General features: G+C 69.6%; 15 protein-coding genes and 3 pseudogenes. 7 read left to right on the top strand and 11 right to left on the bottom strand.

Features of this window, described 5'->3' with window-relative positions; all coding sequences use genetic code 11:
• Positions 1–63 precede the first annotated feature (63 nt).
• Both HED23_RS35700 and HED23_RS15920 read left to right on the top strand, forming a co-directional pair.
• A complete protein-coding gene (locus tag HED23_RS35700) occupies positions 64–186 on the top strand; it encodes a hypothetical protein (protein WP_274383026.1) in 123 nt (40 codons plus the stop codon).
• 37 nt (positions 187–223) lie between these two features.
• Positions 224–550 (top strand): annotated as a pseudogene (locus tag HED23_RS15920) (Tn3 family transposase); the annotation flags it as partial.
• Here the strand turns inward: HED23_RS15920 and HED23_RS15915 are convergent.
• The 7 genes from HED23_RS15915 to HED23_RS15885 form a co-directional block, all read right to left on the bottom strand.
• Entirely contained in the window at positions 551–889 is a 339-nt protein-coding gene (locus HED23_RS15915) for a hypothetical protein (RefSeq protein WP_203184060.1), read from the bottom strand.
• A 320-nt stretch (positions 890–1209) separates the two neighbouring features.
• Complete coding sequence (locus tag HED23_RS15910) at positions 1210–2427, bottom strand: amidohydrolase (protein ID WP_203184059.1); 1218 nt, start codon at positions 2425–2427, stop codon at positions 1210–1212.
• Positions 2428–2472: 45 nt separating this feature from the next.
• Positions 2473–3489, bottom strand: a complete 1017-nt coding sequence (locus tag HED23_RS15905) for an ABC transporter ATP-binding protein (RefSeq protein ID WP_203184058.1) — start codon at positions 3487–3489, stop codon at positions 2473–2475.
• Positions 3486–4541 carry an ABC transporter ATP-binding protein gene (locus HED23_RS15900; protein WP_203184057.1) on the bottom strand — a complete coding sequence of 352 codons (1056 nt, stop codon included), beginning with the start codon at positions 4539–4541 and terminating at the stop codon, positions 3486–3488. Before HED23_RS15900 ends, HED23_RS15905 begins: the two co-directional genes overlap by 4 nt.
• Complete coding sequence (locus HED23_RS15895) at positions 4541–5542, bottom strand: ABC transporter permease (RefSeq protein WP_238441981.1); 1002 nt, start codon at positions 5540–5542, stop codon at positions 4541–4543. The genes HED23_RS15900 and HED23_RS15895 overlap by 1 nt, the downstream gene beginning before the upstream one ends.
• A gap of 2 nt (positions 5543–5544) precedes the next feature.
• On the bottom strand, positions 5545–7281 hold the full coding sequence (locus tag HED23_RS15890; protein WP_203184055.1) for an ABC transporter substrate-binding protein: 1737 nt from the start codon (positions 7279–7281) through the stop codon (positions 5545–5547).
• A gap of 36 nt (positions 7282–7317) precedes the next feature.
• Positions 7318–8355 (bottom strand): ABC transporter permease subunit, encoded by a 1038-nt coding sequence (locus HED23_RS15885; RefSeq protein ID WP_203187507.1) that lies wholly within the window; start codon positions 8353–8355, stop codon positions 7318–7320.
• Between the two features lie 274 nt (positions 8356–8629).
• Between HED23_RS15885 and HED23_RS15880 the strand changes: the two genes are divergently transcribed.
• The 4 genes and pseudogenes from HED23_RS15880 to HED23_RS15865 all read left to right on the top strand — a co-directional run bounded on the left by HED23_RS15880 (position 8630) and on the right by HED23_RS15865 (position 11584).
• On the top strand, positions 8630–10117 hold the full coding sequence (locus tag HED23_RS15880) for a chlorohydrolase family protein (RefSeq protein ID WP_203184054.1): 1488 nt from the start codon (positions 8630–8632) through the stop codon (positions 10115–10117).
• Positions 10114–10791 (top strand): GntR family transcriptional regulator, encoded by a 678-nt coding sequence (locus HED23_RS15875; RefSeq protein WP_203184053.1) that lies wholly within the window; start codon positions 10114–10116, stop codon positions 10789–10791. Before HED23_RS15880 ends, HED23_RS15875 begins: the two co-directional genes overlap by 4 nt.
• 279 nt (positions 10792–11070) lie before the next feature.
• Positions 11071–11223, top strand: a pseudogene (locus HED23_RS15870) (N-acetyltransferase); the annotation flags it as partial.
• Positions 11210–11584 (top strand): toxin Doc, encoded by a 375-nt coding sequence (locus HED23_RS15865; RefSeq protein ID WP_203184052.1) that lies wholly within the window; start codon positions 11210–11212, stop codon positions 11582–11584. The pseudogene HED23_RS15870 and the gene HED23_RS15865, both read left to right, overlap by 14 nt.
• Before the next feature lie 449 nt (positions 11585–12033).
• Here HED23_RS15865 and HED23_RS15860 read toward each other — a convergent pair whose 3' ends face one another.
• A complete protein-coding gene (locus HED23_RS15860) occupies positions 12034–12609 on the bottom strand; it encodes a TerD family protein (protein WP_203184051.1) in 576 nt (191 codons plus the stop codon).
• A gap of 162 nt (positions 12610–12771) precedes the next feature.
• On the opposite strand from HED23_RS15860, the gene HED23_RS15855 reads away from it, so the two are divergent.
• Positions 12772–12930 (top strand): hypothetical protein, encoded by a 159-nt coding sequence (locus HED23_RS15855; RefSeq protein WP_386467108.1) that lies wholly within the window; start codon positions 12772–12774, stop codon positions 12928–12930.
• A gap of 280 nt (positions 12931–13210) precedes the next feature.
• On the opposite strand, the pseudogene HED23_RS35145 reads toward HED23_RS15855, so the two are convergent.
• From HED23_RS35145 to HED23_RS15845, 3 genes and pseudogenes are all read right to left on the bottom strand, one after another.
• Positions 13211–13506, bottom strand: a pseudogene (locus HED23_RS35145) (IS5/IS1182 family transposase); the annotation flags it as partial.
• Positions 13507–13649: 143 nt separating this feature from the next.
• Positions 13650–14498 carry a glycoside hydrolase family 16 protein gene (locus HED23_RS15850; RefSeq protein ID WP_238441979.1) on the bottom strand — a complete coding sequence of 283 codons (849 nt, stop codon included), beginning with the start codon at positions 14496–14498 and terminating at the stop codon, positions 13650–13652.
• The gene (locus tag HED23_RS15845) at positions 14498–17674 is read right to left on the bottom strand and encodes a chondroitinase family polysaccharide lyase (RefSeq protein WP_203184049.1); all 3177 of its coding nucleotides are present in this window, start codon (positions 17672–17674) and stop codon (positions 14498–14500) included. The genes HED23_RS15850 and HED23_RS15845 overlap by 1 nt, the downstream gene beginning before the upstream one ends.
• Positions 17675–17743: the final 69 nt, after the last annotated feature.

Genomic DNA, 17743 nt, shown 5'->3' with positions numbered 1-17743 from the left:
CGAGGATCACCGACTCGCTGGTGGATCTGTTCATCCACCCTCGTGCTGAAGATCAACACGAGGGTGGATCGCAAGGTTGACAAGGAGCTGAGCGCCGAGCTCAAGAAGACCCGGCCCAAGGAGGGCATGCTCCTGCGGGTCGCGGAGGCGGCGCCGTCCGAGCCGTCCGGCACGGTACGCGGGTGATCTACCCGGTGGTCGGCGGGGAGAAGACGCTGACCGGCAGCACACCGACACCGACGGCGCGTCCATCGTCGGCTTGGCCGACATGCTCGACTTCAAGCTGATCCCGCGGCTGAAGAACATCGGCTCCGCGAAGCTGTACCGGCCGACGGCCGGGCAGGACGAGAAGTGGCCGCACCTCGCGCCGGTGCTGTCCACCAAGACGATCAACTGGGATCTGATCGCCCAGCAGTACGACCAGATCGAGAAGTACACCACCGCCCTGCGGCTGTGCACTGCCGATGCCGAACAGGTCCTGCGCCGGCTCACCCGGGGCGGCCCCGAACACCCCAGCTACCAGGCCGTGATCACACCAGCCACTGCATGATCATTGCACTTCGGGTCCACTTTGCTCGAACGCGATGCGGCAGCGTTCCACCTGGTCAGACGCCTGCTCCATGAACCATTGCATGATCTCGTAGGGGATGACGTGCTCGTCAGGGCTGTAGATGCGGACGGTCGGCTCCGGACCAGGGTCCTCGTCAGGGACGAGCGCCACCAGGAAGGCCGGCCCGGGCAGATGGGTTGCCGCGTTGGGCGTCTCAGCCCGAGCTGCTGGCGCAGGCACTGCCTCGCTCAGTTCCACAGCCCAGGAGTCGTCGGGCAAGGCGTAGTGGAACTGGATGGCGTAGTGACGACCTGCGTGTTCTCTCAGCTCTGCCGGCATGACGGCAGACTGCCACAGCACTCGGTCACAGGCCCGGGGACGTCGACTGAGGCCCAGTCGCTGGTAGGAAGCCCCGGCTTGCGGGACAGCCCTTGGACAGCTCCACCACACCGGAGGTCTTCGCCAGAAACGTGCCTGCGGTACAGAACGGTCCACACCGCTCATACGGATCGCTCCGGTTCGCGGACAATGGCCCCGGACCTGGGACGATGCCGATGACCAAGGCAGCAGCGGGAACCTGGGGCATTTCCCGGGTTCCCGCGCCCGCACCTTGCGTCACCCACATGACGTTGGTGACCCGTGCATGACGGTGGTGACGCCTACTTGGCGGCGGTGACCACTTCGAGGCCGTCCGCCACGATCCGGCCGTCGTGCAGGACCGTGCGGTCGGTGCCGCGGTCCATGACGGCGCTGGTCGGCGTCTCGCCGTCGACGAGGAGCAGATCGGCGCGGTCGCCGACCGCGAGGCCCGGCCGGTCGGTCACCCCGGCGAGGCGCGGGACGTCGTGGCTCATGATGGAGGCGCCGCCCATGCTCGCCACCGCGAGGCACATCTCGATGTGGTCGTCGCGGCGGAAGTTGTTGGTGAAGGCGAGCTGCCAGGTGCGGTCGAGCAGGTCGCAGTTGCCGTAAGGGCTCCAGTAGTCGCGCTGGCCGTCCTCGCCGAGGCCGACGCGGACGCCGGCCTCGGTGAGCTGGACGAGCGAGAGTTGGCCGCGGCCCGCGGGAGCGACGGTCGCCATGGCGATGTCGAGCTCCGCGAACTCCTCGATGAGGCGACGGCTGGTGGATTCGTTCACGGAGCCGAGCTCGTAGGCGTGCGACATGGTGACCTTGCCCTGCATACCGAGCGCGCGCACCCGCTCCAGGATCAGATCCGTCGAGAAGACGCCCAGCTCGCCGGGCTCGTGCAGGTGGATGTCGACCTCGACGCCGTACTTCTCGGCAAGGCCGAAGACAACGTCGAGGTGGCCCTTGGGGTCACGGTCCAGAGTGCAGGGGTCGATGCCGCCCATCACGTCGGCGCCCGCCTTGAGCGAGGCCTCCAGGTAGTCGGCGGTGCCGGGCTCGCGCAGGATGCCGGCCTGCGGGAACGTCATGATCTGGACGTCGGCGAGGTGCCCGAACTTCTCCTTGGCGGCGACGACTGCCTCGAACTTCTCCAGCTTGCAGTCCACGTCGACCTGCGCGTACGTGCGCACCCGCGTCGTACCGCGGGCGATCATGCGCTCCAGGGTGCCGGCCACCCGCTCGGGCAGGGCGACCTCGGCGTCGCGCCAGTTCTCGCGGTCGTTCATCATCATCGTCCACACGCCGGGGCCGCCGGTGTGCGGGCGGAACGGCAGGCCGACGCGGGTGGAGTCCAGGTGGACATGGACGTCGCTGAAGGCCGGCAGGAGCAGGCGGCCGCGGCCCTCGACGACCTCTGTGGCGGGCGTGGCCGCCGGGTCGTGCGGGCGGATCGTGGCGATGCGGGTGCCGTCGAGCTGGACGTCACTGCGCTCGCCGCCCCAGGGGCGGACGTCACGGATGAGCATGTGGTGCAACTTCCTTACGTTGTCGGTCAGTCGGCCGGTGTTCGGTCAGTGGCGGGCGGCAACGGCCCGATCGGCGAAGTGGCAGGCGGGTCCTTCGTCGCTCGCCACTGACGGCACCTCCCCCGCACAGCGAGCCTGTTCGGCCTCGCCGAGGGTGGGTCGCAGCGGGCAGCGCGTGCGGAACACGCAGCCGGAGGGCGGGTCCGCCGGGGTGGGCAGGTCTCCGCTGAGCCTCATCCTGCGGCCCCGGTCGGCGTCCGGGTCGGGCTGGGGCACGGCGGAGAGCAGGGCCCGGGTGTAGGGGTGGCGGGGGTGGTCGAAGACGTCCCGGGTCACTCCGCTCTCCATGACCTTGCCGAGGTACATGACCGCGACGCGGTCGGCGAAGTGCCGTACGACGGACAGGTCGTGGGCGATGAAGAGGTACGAGACGCCGGTGTCGGCCTGGATGTCCTGGAGGAGGTTGACGACCTGCGCCTGGACCGAGACGTCGAGGGCGGAGACCGGCTCGTCGCAGATGATCAGGCGCGGTTCGAGCGCGAGGGCGCGGGCGATGCCGACGCGCTGTTTCTGCCCGCCGGAGAACTCGTGCGGGAACCGGTTGTAGTGGTCGGGGCGCAGGCCCACCCGGTCCATCAGTTCCCGTACGCGCGTTTTGATCCCGTCGGCCGGGTCGATGCCCTGGGCATGCAGCGGGGCGGCGATGGCGGCGCCGACCGTCTGCCGGGGGTTGAGGGACGAGGTGGGGTTCTGGAACACCATCTGGACCTGGCGCCGGTACTCCTGTGCCTCGGCCCGCTTCATCGCGCCGATGTCGCGGCCGTCGAGGCGGACGGTGCCCGAGGTGGGTTCCAGGAGCCGCATCAGCAGCCGCCCGGTGGTGGACTTCCCGCACCCTGACTCGCCGACGATGCCGAGGGTCTGTCCCGCGCCGACGGAGAAGCTGACACCGTCGACGGCCTTGATCGGGGCGCCGCCGCGGCCCATCAGGCCGCCCCTGCCCGGGAAGTGCTTCGTCAGGCCGTCGGCCTCAAGCAGCGGGGTCTGCTCGGTGGTGGTCATCGCGCGGCCTCCTCGGTGGTGTCGCCGACGGTGCTCCCGGTGGTGTTCCCGGCGACGGCGAGATGCTCCTGGTGGCACCGGGACGGATGGTCGGCCGCCTCTGCCGTGATGAAGGCCGGCCGCTCGCTGTGGCACAGCCCGTCGGGCACGAGGTGGGTCTGCGGGCAGCGGTCGGCGAAGAGACACCCGGTGGGCAGCGAGGTGAGCGACGGCGGGAAGCCGGGGATGGGCCGCAGCCGTCCGCCGTTGTCGCCGAGCGTCGGCATGGAGGCGAGCAGGCCCTGGGTGTAGGGGTGGCGCGGGTCCCGGAACAGCTGGCGCACGCTGCCCCGCTCCACGCACTGTCCGCCGTACATGACGGCGACGTGGTGGCAGACCTCGGCGACGACGCCGAGGTCGTGGGTGACGAGGACGACGGCGGTGCCGGTCTCCTGCTGGAGTTCGCCGAGCAGGTCGAGGATCTGCGCCTGCACGGTGACATCGAGAGCGGTCGTCGGCTCGTCGGCGATGAGCAGTTCGGGTTCGCAGACGAGCGCCATGGCGATCATCGCGCGCTGGCGCATGCCGCCGGAGAACTCGTGCGGGAAGGCGCCGGCCCGCCGCTTCGGGTCGGGGATGCCGACCCGGCCGAGCATGTCGACGGCGACGGCGAGTGCGGCCTTGCGCGACACCTTGTTGTGGACGCGGTACGCCTCGGCTATCTGCGCGCCGACGGTGTGGAAGGGGTGCATCGCGGAGAGCGGGTCCTGGAAGATCATGGCGATCTTCTTGCCACGCCAGGTCCGTATCCGATCCTCGGACAGGGAGTTGAGGTCGGTGCCGTCGAGCAGTATCTCGCCGGTGACCTGTGCCCGGCTCTCCTTGAGGAGGCCCATCAGCGCCTGGCTGGTGACGGTCTTGCCGGAGCCGGACTCGCCGACGAGGCCGAGGGTCTCGCCCCGGTTCAGGGTGAGGTCCATGCCGTTGACGGCGTGCACGAGTCCGTCGTCGGTGGGGAAGGCGACACGCAAGTCGCTTATACGAAGCAGAGGTTGCTCGGTGGAGGTGGACATCAGGCGGCCCTCACTCGCGGGTCGATGACGGCGTAGACGGCGTCGACGACGACATTGGCGACGATGATGAAGAAGGCGGCGAGCAGGGTGATCGCCATGGTCACGGGCAGATCGCCGGCCTGCGCGGCCCGTACGGCGGTGAAGCCGACTCCGGGGACGGAGAAGATCTGCTCGGTGAGGACCGCGCCGCCGAGCAGCAGGCCGATGTCGAGGCCGAGCATGGTGACGACGGGGGTGAGCCCGGCGCGGGCGCCGTGCCGGACGACCATCACGGTTTTCGACAGGCCCTTGGAGCGGGCGGTGCGCATGAAGTCCTCGCCGAGCGTCTCCAGCATGGAGCTGCGGGTGACGCGGATGTACTGGGCGCTGAACAGGACGGCGAGCGCGACCCAGGGCAGCAGATAGTTCTGGAACCAGCCGCCGAAGCCGGCGGGGCCGAACGGTGAGGTGATGGCGTTCGTCGTGAACGGCAACAGGCCGAACGTCGAGACGAAGACGAGGAGCAGGAGCAGACCGGTGACCGGGATCGGCAGGGACACACCGATGGAGGCGGCGCCGACGATCACCTTGTCGGTGAGCTTGTTCTTGCGCAGCGCGGCCAGAGTACCGAGGGTGACGCCCGCGACCGTCCACAGGACGATCGCTCCGACAGCGACGGAGACCGTGTACGGCAGGGCGCGTTCCAGTACTGCGGTGACGTCCTCGTTCGTCTGGAAGGACTTGCCGAAGCAGGGCCACTCGCACAGCGACTGCGCGCCGGCCGCGCCGATCGTCCGCCCTTGGAACAGGCCGGACATGTAGGTCAGGTACTGGGTGAGGAACGGCTTGTCCATGCCGAGGGCGACGCGCGCCTCGGCGACGCGTTCGGGCGTGCACTCCTGGCCGCAGGCCGCGGCGGCCGGGTCGGCGGGCCCGAACTGGAACAGGCTGAAGGTGACGAAGCTGATGACGATCAGCAGGACGACGGTGGCGCCGAGACGCCGTAGCAGAAAGGCGGGCATGGTCACCCCTTCTTGGACACGACAGAGACGGTCGACAGGTCGATGGAGCCGAAGAAGTAACCGACTTGCGCGTTGCGGATGTGGGATCCGACGACGCTGCGGGTGACGTTCCTGATCAGCGGGACGAGCGGGTAGTCCTGCATGCCCCGGTCGAAGAGCGTCGCCCACTTGCGGCCGAGGTCCTCGCTCGTTCCGTTCTCGCCCCGCAGTGCGTACATGGCGCGGGCGATCTCCGGGTCGTGGTAGCGGGGGATGTTGGAGAAGCCGAAGGACTTGCCGTCGACGCTCGGGCCCAGATTCGGGTCGACGGTCGTGCGCACCGACCCGCTGTCGGCGCCGCCGCACCAGCCGCTGCGGGCGATGTCCGGCATGTTCTCGCCGGCGAGCGTCGTGTAGTAGTTCGCGGCGGGGATGGCGCGCAGTTCGAGGTCGATGCCGATCTGCTTCAGGTTCTGCTGGAGCGAGGTGCCCATGTTCTTGTAGCGGGGCGTTGCGTCGGCGTACCCGTAGACGAGCTTCTTCGGGTAGTCGCGGCCCTTGAGGAGCTTCTTGGCCGCGGCCACCCGCGGCTGCCCCGACGGGGCGAGGGCCGTGTGCTGGGTGACGTATCCGCGCTGGTCGGGGTTGATGTACGACTGGGTGAGCTTGCCGAAGCGGGCGCCGCCGTACTGGAGGTGGATGGCCTTGCGGTCGATGGCGATGGCGATCGCCTCGCGCACGACCGGGTCCTTGATGGACTCGGTGTTGAAGTCCAGGACGTCGGTGCAGCCGATCAGCCCGGAGGCGGTTCGCCGCGCGACGTTCGCCGTGTCGAGCTTCGCCGCGTCGGACGCCTGGAGCCCGCCCGCGCTGTCGAGGGTGAGGGCCGTCGCGTCGGAGTCGGCGAGCAGTTGCTGGCTGATGGTCGACTGGGCGGTGGAGAGACTGAAGGTGAAGGTGTCCGGCAGCGCGGTGCGGTTCGGGTCGGTCGCCGGGTCCCATTCGGGGTTGCGCACGAGCTGCATGGAGCGGCCGCGGTCGTAGTGCTTGATCTTGTACGGGCCGGTGGACACCGGGTGGTTGGTGTAGTCGAGCTTGGTGTCCTTCGCCCGGGGCACGGGGGCGGTGTTGGAGCGCGAGACGAGCGCGGGGAACTCGGCGAAGGGCTGCTTCAGCCTGAAGACGACCGTACGGCTGTCGGGCGTCTCGATGCCCTTGAAGTCACCGGCGGAGCCTTTGGCGTAGGGGCCCTTGTAGCCGTCGTCGGACAGGGCCGCGTTCAGTTCCTGCGGCGCCTGTGTGTAGACGTCGCGGGCGTAGGTCCGCTCGACGCCGTACTTGACGTCCTTGGCGGTGATCGGTGAGCCGTCCTCGAACCTGAGCCCCTTCTTCAGGGTGTACGTCCAGGTCAGTCCGTCCTTGGACCGCTTGCCGAGATCGGTGGCGAGGTCGGGGACGATCTTCGGGGGCTTGCCCGCCTCCTCCTTCGCCATGGTGAGGGTGCGGTAGTAGAGCTGGCCGACGTTGGCCGTCTGGACGTAGTTGCTGTTGCCCGGGTCGAGGGTCTGGAAGTCGGTGGACATCAGGACGTTGACGTTGCCGCCCCGGGTCGTGTCGCCCTCGCCGACCTTGACGGCCTCGAAGGCGTCTGCGGGGGCGCGGGAGCCCGAGCCGGGCGCGGGCTTGGGGCCACCGCAGGCGGTGAGGGTCAGTCCGGTGGCCGCCGCCAGGGCGAGCGCCGCTGTGGTGCGTCGATTCACTGCTGCTCCTGGTTTTCCTGATGGTGCCGCCCGGGGTCAGCCACGGGAGGACTTGGGGTCGAGGGCGTCGCGGACCGCGTCGCCGAGCAGGTTGAAGGCGAGGACCGTGATCACCAGGGCGCCGGCGGGGACGGCGAGGAACCAGGGGTCGGTCAGGTACCAGTTGCCGGCCTGGGCGGCGTTGAGCATCTGGCCCCACGACGGGGTGGGGTCCTTCACGCCGACGCCGAGGAAGGAGAGCGCGGCCTCGGCGGTGATGTTCGTGGGGATCATCATCGTGGCGTAGACGAGGACGACGCCCATGACGTTGGGGACGATCTGGCGCAGGATGATCGAGCGGTGCGAGGCCCCGTAGGCGCGTGCCGCCTCGACGAACTCCTGCTCGCGGATGGACAGCACCTGGCCGCGGACGACGCGTGCGAGATAGGCCCAGCCGAAGAAGCCGAGGATGATCACGAGCGAGGCGATCGGCAGCAGGCTGCCGTCCCCGAGCGCCGTGTCGCCGAGCCGGGACTGCAGGATCGGCGTGAGCGAGAGTACGAGCAGCAGGTGCGGGAAGGCCAGGAACAGGTCCATGATCCGGCTGATCACCATGTCGACCTTGCCGCCGAAGTAGCCGGCGGCCGCGCCGAGCACGGTGCCTAGGACGACGGAGACGGCGGTCGCGAGCAGTGCGATGATCAGGGACACCTGAGCGCCGTGCGCCATGCGGGCGAAGAGGTCGCGGCCGAGGCCCGGTTCGACGCCGAGCCAGTGGTCGGCGGACGGGAAGCGGTAGTAGGACAGCGGGAGTCCTGGCGTGCCGTAGTCGTCGAGGACGTCCGGACTGGTGCGAGTGGTGTAGGGGTCCTGGCCTTCGATCGCGGTGAGCAGCGGGGCGAGCGCCGCGAAAAGGATCATGAGGACCACCACGGCGAGCGCGGCGAGCGCGATCTTGCTGCGCCGGATGCGCAGCCATGCCGTGCCGAGCAGGGAGCGGGCGGCGATGGCGGGCGGGGCCGAAGTCGCCGCGGGCGGCGCCGAGTCGGGCACGCCTCCGGCATCGGCGTCGGAGGGCTGCCGCGCGGGCAGCACAGGGGAATCCGTCACGTCGGGAGATCCGTTCGGCGCTCGGGGGAAGGTTGGCCGGACGGTATACCAAGAAGTCGCTGGCGCGAAAGAGGTGACCGGTTTTTGGTATACCGAAGTGGGAGACCAGTGTCGATATTGGGGCAATTAATCGCAGTCAGACTTCCGGGCGTCATGATGACCCGCCCGCTCTTCCGCTTCGGTATACCAACTCGTACGATCAGGAAGCCGACGGACGGTGAGCCGCACGCGTCCGCGGACACGGCCCCCAGGAGGCAACATGCGCACCCGCTGGCGCGCCCGGCACATCCTCGCCCACCAGGGCGGCGGCCACGCGCTGCTGCGGGACGGCGAGGTGGTGTGGGAGGACGACACCGTCGTCTACGTCGGGCCGCGCTACGAGGGCGCTGTCGACCAGGAGCGCGACCTGGGCGAATCCCTGGTCATGCCGGGGCTCATCGACCTCGACGCGCTCACCGACGTAGACCATCTCGTGATCGACTCCTGGGCCGGCCCCGAGCGGGGCAAGGGCCTGCAGTGGTCGCTCGACTACTTCACCCACCGCCGCCACGACGTGTTCACCCCGCGGGAGCGGGCGACGATCCGCGCGTACGCCCTCGCCCAGCTCGCGCTGCACGGCATCACCACGTTCATGCCGATCGCCTCCGAGGTGCACAGCCGTTGGGCGGAGCCGTACGAGGAACTGGTCGACATGGCGCGGACGGCGCGCGGGATCGGACTGCGCGGATACCTCGGTCCCGCCTACCGTTCGGGCGTCAACGTCGTCCTGCCTGACGGCACCCGCGACGTCGCCTTCGACGAGGAGGAGGGCCGTGCGGGCCTGCGCGACGCGGTCCGCTTCCTCGACCATCTCGCGAAGCTCGACGACCCGCTGCTGACCGGCGTCCTGCTGCCCTGCCGCATCGAGACGCTCACCGAGGAACTGCTCGGCGAGACGGCACGGATCGGGCGGGAACGCGGCGTCCTGATCCGGCTGCACGCACTCCAGGGCCTGGTCGAGCGCGACATCATCCGGCGCCGGCACGGCCTGTCGTCCCTCGAACTTCTCCAGAAGCACGACCTGTTGAACCCGAACCTGCTGATCCCGCACACCGTCACCATCGACCGGCACCCCTCGGTGCACGGTGAGGACCGCGGCGATCTGGCGCTGCTCGCCGGCAGTGGCGTCTCGGTGATCCACTGCCCGCAGACGTCCCTGCGCTACGGTGAGATGCTGCACTCGTTCCGCGCCTACCGCGAGGCCGGGGTGAACCTGTGTTTGGGCACGGACTCCTTCCCGCCGGACCTGATCCGAGGCATGGACGTCGGTGTGCACCTGGCCAAGATCGCCGAGGGCCGCTCGGACGCCGCACCCGCCGAACAGTACGTTGAGGCTGCCACCCTGGGCGGAGCCCGCGCCCTGGGCCGCGACGACCTGGGCCGGATCGCGCCAGGCGCCCAGGCCGACCTGGTCGCCTTCTCGCTCGACGACATCCGCGACGGCGTGCTGGACGACCCGGTACGGACGTTCCTGCTCAACGGCACGGCACGGCAGGCGACGAACTCGGTCGTCGCGGGCCGCCCGGTCCTGGTGGACGGCGGTCTGCCCGGGATCGACCTGGAGGCCCTGCGGCGCGACTCCCAGGCTCTCTTCGAGCGGATGCGGGCGGCCTACAGCGAGCGCGACGTGGAGCGCCGCGAGACGGCCGAGCTCTTCCCGGCCACCTTCCCGGCGTTCCACGCTCCCGAGCAGGAGGCCTGTGCGTGACGCGCTTCGAGGCAGCTGAACTTCCCGACTCCCACGTGGCACGCACCGAGGAGCTGATCAGGACCGGCATCCACTCCGGGGCGTACATGCCCGGCGCGCGGCTGCGTGAGCGCGAACTCGCGGAGGCGCTCGGCGTCTCGCGCGTCCCGGTGCGCGAGGCCTTGATGCGGCTCGCCACCGAGGGGCTCGTCGTCCTGGAACCGCGGCGCGGCGCGCGCGTGCGCCGGCTCACCCTCCGCGACGTCGACGAACTCTTCGACCTGCGGCTGAGTCTGGAGGTGTTCGCCGCGCGGCGGGCGGCCGAGATCGTCGCGCGCGGCGGTTGCCACGACGTGTTGCGCAAGGTGCTGGACGAGGCCGGGGCGGCGACCGCGCGCCGGGACGCGGCGGGCATCGCGGCCGCGAACACCGCCTTCCACGCGGAGCTCATCACCATGACCGGGAACCGGCTGCTCCAGTCCTCCTTCCAGCCCTCCCTGGGCCTGATGCACTGGCTGTTCCGGCTTACGGGCACCGAGCGCGGCGCCGAGGAGCACTGTGCCGAGCACCGGCAGATCTGCGACGCGATCGGCGCCGGCCGTCCGCGCCTCGCCGAGGCGCTGACGTTCTCCCACATCGACATCCGGCGCGAGCCCGTGATGCGGTCCCTGTCCCGGACGCTGCCCGCGGACTGATCCCGGATATGGACGGCGGCCTGCTGAAGGTTGCACTCGGTAACGGCTTCTTCCAGTACCCGCGCACGCGCGTGCCGATCCTCCAACCGGAGGGTGACGGCAACGGTTCCGCTCCCTTTGCCTGCTGTCGCGGATCCAGGCGGCCGAGGACGCGGCGGGCCAGATCGACTGGGAAGTCTCAGTGGACTCGACAGCTGTCCGGGCCCACCGGCGCGCCACCAGCACGCCGCCGGCGCGCGGAAGGCGTTGGCGGTCGCGGTTCCCTCAAACGGGGATCGCGAGGCCGACCAGGCCGACCTGTTGCGGCACGAGAAGGAGATCGCCGCACACCAGTCCTTCAACTACGCGCTGTTCGACGCGGCGGAGACAGCTCTGCTCGGCTGTGTCTACATCGACCCACCGGAGAGGGCCAGCGCGGATGGTGAGATCTCCTGACTACCGCCGGCTCCTGGAACGTCAGGCGAATCTGCTCGACGACCTCGCGGTCAACGACTGCTCCGTGTGCGCCGGCCTGGCTGCCCGGCACAAGATCGACCCGCCCCGTCACGATCAGCACAGCCCGGACGCCTTCTGGCGGGCCGCCGTGAGGCTGGAGGAGTGCGTTGTCATGCGTCCGCTGCCTGCTCGTGATGAGCGGTACGGCGTCGGCGTGGCCGTCGCGTACCTGGGGATGCACGGAGAGCAGGTCAACACGAAGTTCGAGGCCTGGCGAGAGCTGATGGCCGACATTCGCGGCCTGCAGCTGGACTCGTACGACATTGCCGAGCGGCTGCGTTCGTTTCGGGCTGAGTGAACAGCCGGGACCGCATCCCGTATTTCTGCTGGCAGCGCCACGTGCCGCGCCTCGTGCAAGACGGGAGCGCGGGTCTGATTCTGGCCGGAGCGGCAATCGTCGCCCTCGTGTTCGGCGTCGTAGGGGTGCGTAGGTGCTTGGCCTCGGTCCGCGCGTCGGGGTTCCTCAGGACGGTCGGGATCTTCGGGGAGTTCAGGGCGAGGCGTAGCACTTGGCCGAAGTCGGTGCTGTCCTTCGTCTCAAGGTGGTCAGCCGCGTGCATGAGAGAGCTCCCTGTTCGGCTCTGCCGGCGTTACTGCGGGCTTGGCGCTCGCCTAGGACTGTGCGCAGTCGGCGGCCTTGCCGAGGAGGCCGGCCAGGGGCTGACGCCTGCGTGAAGCGGCGCCCCGGCCAGCGGCCGGGGCGCCGATAGGCGGCCGTAAAACGCCCGGCCGACAGAGGTGCCGGCGTCAGACACCGACGCCGTAGTCAGCGGCGATTCCGGACAGTCCAGAGGCGTAACCCTGGCCGACCGCGCGGAACTTCCACTCCTCACCGTGCCGGTAGAGCTCTCCGAAGACCATGGCGGTTTCGGTTGCGGCGTCTTCGGAGAGGTCGTAGCGGGCCAGCTCGGCGCCACCGGACTGATTGACGACACGGATGAAGGCGTTGCGTACCTGGCCGAAGCTGTGGCCGCGGTTCTCGGCGTCATGGATGGACACAGGGAAGACGATCTTCGCCACGTCTGCGGGAACCGTGGTGAGGTTGACCTTGAGGGACTCGTCGTCGCCCTCGCCTTCGCCGGTGAGGTTGTCTCCGGTGTGTTCGACCGAACCGTCGGGGCTCTTGAGGTTGTTGTAGAAGATGAAGTGCTGATCGGACAGGACCTTGCCGTTGCTGTCCACGAGCAGCGCGCTGGCGTCGAGGTCGTAGTCGGTGCCGGTGGTGCTGCGCGCGTCCCAGCCGAGACCGACGATGACGGCGGTCAGGCCGGGGGCCTCCTTGCTGAGCGATACGTTGCCGCCCTTGGCCAGACTGACACCCATGTTGTTGTTCCCTTCGCCAGTTTTCGCACCGGCCCACGGCTGAGGGCTGGGCATGTTCCCAACCCCTTGAATCTACAGCACTGTAGAAGTTGAGTGGGTTCCCGGGCGGGGTGTACGGGGAGAGTCAGGGCAATCCTGGCAGGGGCGGGAGTCCTACTGCGGTTGCGCCGACGCACCGAGGCCCGGAGCCGGAACGGCGAGAAACTGACCGTGTTCATCGTGATCGCTCTCGGCGTCGTCATCGCCCCGACCCTGCTGGGTGAGGGCATCGACGACTTCGTGGGCCAGCTCGCCTCCGGCGTTACCGACTCCTCCCGCTGAAACCGGAGCGCGCCCGATGGCCAACCGCCCCCCGCTGCCGGCCTGAGGCCCGTTACCCCGCACGCCGCAGCGCGCCGCCGCTCGCGCCGGCAGCAGCGCTGCGACACCCAGCTGCTCCTGCTCGGATTCGGTGCCCTCGCCGGCCTCGCCCTTCCGTCTTGCTCGTCTTCTCCCGCCTCGGGCGGCGGCTCCGGTGCGGTCCGTTCGGGGCGGCCGGGACCGTATGTCTTGCACACGGCCCCGGCCGGGGCTCAGATGGTGAGGTGCTGCTTGGTGCCGGGCTCGCGGCGGTGACGGCCAGCAGGAGGTCGAGGGTGTCGGTGGCGATATGCCGTTTGCGTCCGATGATTTTCTTGGCCGGGTCGATGCCTTGGCTGGTCAGGGGGACGGTGGCGGAGGTTTTGATGCTCTGGCTGACGATCAGGCAGGCGCTGGGTTCGATGGTGCGGCCCTTACGGCGTGGCGGCCCTTGTTGCGCAGTAGGCCGGTGAGCTGGTCGAAGGTGCCGTCGGCTTCCCAGTGGGCGAGGTATCCGTGGACGGTCTGGTGGGGTGGGAAGTCGTGGGGCAGGTAGCGCCGGCCTCGGTGACGACCGGTATGCGGCTTCGGGTGTTCTCGTCGAGCGCTGTGTTGCGAGGACCGTACAGGGTCTCGTCTCCGACGCCCACGCCGAGCGCCACCGCACGGCGTGGACGTCCTGCTCCCATCCGGCCGCCTGCTCACTGCCAGACGCGGATCCAGTCGACGTACATCGACGAGCGGTAGTCGAGCGGCGCCGCCGTGACGTCACCCTCGGCCCAGTCCAGAACCTCGTGGGAGAGGATCGGATACTCCTTCACCTGACTGATCAGTTCGGGGTCGGTGACGGTACGCAAGACCGTGCCGTCGTACGTGAACTCCATGCGTGAGGCTGTCCAGTTGAGGCCTATGGTGTGGTAATGCGTGCTGTGCAGGGCGGTTGCCGGAACGACCACGGCGGACTGCTGGTGGTCTTCTCCGTAGCCGTCGTAGTGAATGGTCGCGGCGTACTTGTCGGCCTTGTACGCGCTCTCGATCAGGTCGATCTCCGCTCCGTCCTCGGCGCTGCCCTTGATGGTGCCCCAGCTGTGGGTCTGGAGCCAGACGGCGCCCAGGTGTCCCTCGGTGGGCGGGACGTGGACCCGCGCTTCGAGGGTGCCGTGGGTGTAGTCGAATATGCCGTCGGTGTCGACGCGGCCGCCCGTGTACTGGTTCGTGGCCGGACTGCGCAGGTCGATGGCGAGGTTGCCGCCGTTGTCGGGGATGACCCGGACGTTGGCCGGCTTGTACCACCAGCGGATGCCGTCGGTTCGGTCGGTCTCGGTGCGTTCCTGGTCGCGCACCTTCCACTTCGCGGTGTCGAGCGTCGAGCCGGTGAACTCGTCGCTGAACACCAGGGTGCCGGCGGGCCCGGCGGCCGGCTGGGCCGACGCCGGGGTCGCGGTGTCCACCAGTGCGGGTGTGGCGGTCGGATCGGCGTGTGCGGTGGAGCCGAGCAGCGCGACGGCCAGCGCGGCAGCCGCCAGCGGGCGCAGGGTTGCGGTCATCATCACTCCCTTGTCAGACGGCATTGGACGGGGCGGCCGTCGACCGTACGGAAGGACACGACGGTGCGGCTGCCCTGGACGCGGGTGGTGCAGGGCTGGCTCCCTGCCGGGCGCCAGCGCCCGTCGAGCGTGACGCGCAGCGTGTGCGGGGCGCTCGGGGAAGTCAGCCAGGGGCGGGAGAACGGGCTGTAGCGGCCGGTGTATTCGCCCTTCTCGTACTGGGCGTGGTCGCGGCCCTCGTAGAGGCGCAGGTCCGGGTCGCACACCGACAGGACGAGCGGCGTGTCGCCGGCGGCGCCGGACGGTGTGCGGACCAGCAGCATGCAGGGGGTGTCGACGGCCCGGACCGGCCCGTCGTCGGTGAGTGTGCGGGTCGCCTCGAAGACCGCGTACCCGGTGATGCCGGTGGACCGGTCGGTGACGACGTGCGTGGTGTCGTCGGCTCGCAGGACCGTGTACGGCGCTCGCGCCTTGTCGGCCATCGCCTCGGTGAAGTCCGCCATCGACTCGGTGGTCGCGCCGACGAGCATGGCGTACGCGTACGACGCACCGCGCGGCGCGGACCCGTGGCGCAGCCAGGCGGTGGCGAAGTCACCGTGCGTCCGGGCGTCCGTGCCGTGGTGGCGCGACAGCTGGCTGGAGCGGGTGAGCGAGAGGTGCTGGCCGGGCGGGAGGTAGTAACCCAGGCCCTTGTCGTCCAGCAGCCACTGCGCGGAGGTGAGTTCGCCGTCGTGCTCGTAGGGGAACGCGGTGACCTGCTCCGTGCCCACGTGGGTGGGCGCGGTGGTGGTGGCGAGGCGGGTCTGGAAGAGGGTGGTCTCCGTCTCGTGGGCTCTGTCGCTGTTCTCGATGCCGGTGCCCAGCGCGATGACGCGGTTGTCGAAGAGGAAGACGGATGTACGGGCGCGGTGGCTGCCGTCATATTTGGGGTGCTCGCGCAGCCGCATCGCGAACATGCCGTTGCGGTCGTCGATGGTGTGCGCGCCCGCGAACCGCTCCTCGGTGAGCAGGACTTCCTCGATGGTGCCGGTGAGGTCGCCCTTCAACTGCGCCCACGGCTTGTGCAGGGTGGTGGTGCCCGGGCGGCGGTTCCAGTCGTATCCGTCGTGGCCGTAGCCGCTGTCCAGGTTGGTGACGGGGCTGCCGTGGTGCAGGACCTGGATCTGGCCGTAGGTGTTGTAGCGGCCGTACCAATTGGAACCTTCGTAGATCTCGGTGGACCACAGGTAGCGGTTGTGTCCGCGCACGGTCACCTGCCAGGTGTCGCGGCGCTGCACGGCGAGCGCCGCGTAGTTGTAGGCCCAGGCACCTGACGGTGCGCTCTCCGCGGTGACACCCGCGGCGGCGAGCCGGGCCGCGATCTTCTTCTGAGCGGTGGTGGGGGAGGCTGGCAGCAGCCGCAGGAAGGCGGCGCCGAGCTCCGGGTCGAGTTCCCTGGAGCCGTCGGGGGTGCCGGCGATGGTGAGCCATTGGAAGGGCGAGACGACGAGGCCGGTGGTGCCGATGGGATTGCGGCCGCTGAGCGAGATCGGCCAGTGGCTGGTGTTGGCGACGACGCGCATGGTGAGAACGGCCTGATTGAGGGAGGAGTGGGCCTCGGCCGAGATCCGGAAGGGGCCGCCGCACATCACGTACACGATCGGCGCGAGGCCCACGAATCCGTCGCGCGCGTAGTCGGGGAAGAACCCGACGTGGTGGAAGGTGGTGCCGTCGGTCTTGAGGCCGTCCTGGATGCCGTCGGTGGGCAGCAGGTAGGCGCTGAGCCAGTCGCGCAGCGCCTTCAGATACGCGACCTGGCGCGCGTCGCCGTCCTGGAGGAGGGCGACGGCGAGCATGCCTCGTACGGTGGTGTTGATGATGTCGGATGTGGAGCCGTGGGCGTTGCGGTGGTTGAGGCCGCGGAAGATCCGGCCGAAGCCGGTGAGCCAGGTCAGATCGGCACGTACGGCCTCGAACAGTCCCGCCTCGCGCAGCACGTCGCGCATCAGGTACACGGAGTCGTAGTAGCCGCGGATGTCGTAGCCGAGGTGGTGGATCGTGCCGAGACAGCTCCCGTACGTCCAGCCCTGCTCGCGCAGCCGCTCCACGAGCCGAACATAGAGCTCGCCGAGGGCAGGCCTGTGGGCTGCGCCCGCCGCGTCGTGCCCCTGGGCGATCTTCTGCATGAGATCGGTGACGGCGCGCAGGGTGATGGCGCCGACGAAGGGCTTGAGGTCGGCGCTGATCTCGGGCGGGTAGATCTGCGACTGGTACGAGAACACGGGGCGGCCGTTGAGGAGGGCGTCGGCCTGGCCGTTGAGGGTGGCGACGTAGGCGTCGTCGACCTTGGGGCCGGCGGCGAGGTAGTCGGCGTGGTAGCGGGTCTCCAGGGCGCGCAGCGCGTCGATTTCGGTCTCGGGCGGGCCGGGGGTGGGGATCGAGGTGCGGGTGAGGATGCGGTCGAAGAGGTAGAGCGCCTGCCAGTGCTGCTGGTCCCAGTCGTCGCCCTCGACGCAGATCTCGGGGACCTGTGCGTCGCGGGTCGGGGCGTCGGGGCGCAGCGCCACGTTCAGCAGCAGCTGGTCGATCCAGAGCGTGCCGGGCCTGCGGGGCGCGATGATGCGGACGGTGTCCATGGCGGGGTGCGGGCGCCCGTGCATGTCGTACGCGTAGCGCACCCAGGCGGTGCGCCAGCCTGTGAAGTCCAGCCGGAACTCGAACCAGCAGTCGGTGCGGGTGCCCCGCCCGAACTCGAAGCGCACGGCGTCCTCGGCGGGCTTCTCGTTGTAGATCCACACCGAGAAGGTGTCGACGGTGCCCTGCCAGGCCTGGTCGGCGAGCGGCTTCGGGTCGTACGGGTCGGCGGCCCAGGCGAGGTCGGCGTCCACGGTGATCACGGAGCGCGGGCCGTGGTCCCAGCGCAGGGAGTGCGTGCCGCAGACGGAACGCACGTCGCTGATGCCGAGCCCGGCATCCGGGCTCGCGGTGATCTGCTGCGGTACGGCGGATTCGAGGAGGAAGGCGGGCGGACGCAGCGCCAGGGCCCGCTCCTCCAGTTCGGTGAAGACGGGCACCTCGGCGGCGGCCGCGGCGCCGGCGTCCGGGGCCGCGACGAAGGGCAGAGCCACGGCGCCGGTGGCGGCCGCACCGTAGGCCAGCAGTCTGCGGCGGGAGACGGGTGAAACGGGGAGGGCGTCCATGAGCATCCTTCGGAGAGCTGAACTGGGTCCTCGGCCAAGACACGGGCTGGTGCTGTACCTGATGCTGAT

Source organism: Streptomyces pratensis, assembly GCF_016804005.1.
GTDB lineage: Bacteria > Actinomycetota > Actinomycetes > Streptomycetales > Streptomycetaceae > Streptomyces > Streptomyces pratensis_A.
This window is presented reverse-complemented; position numbering and strand designations above follow the sequence as displayed.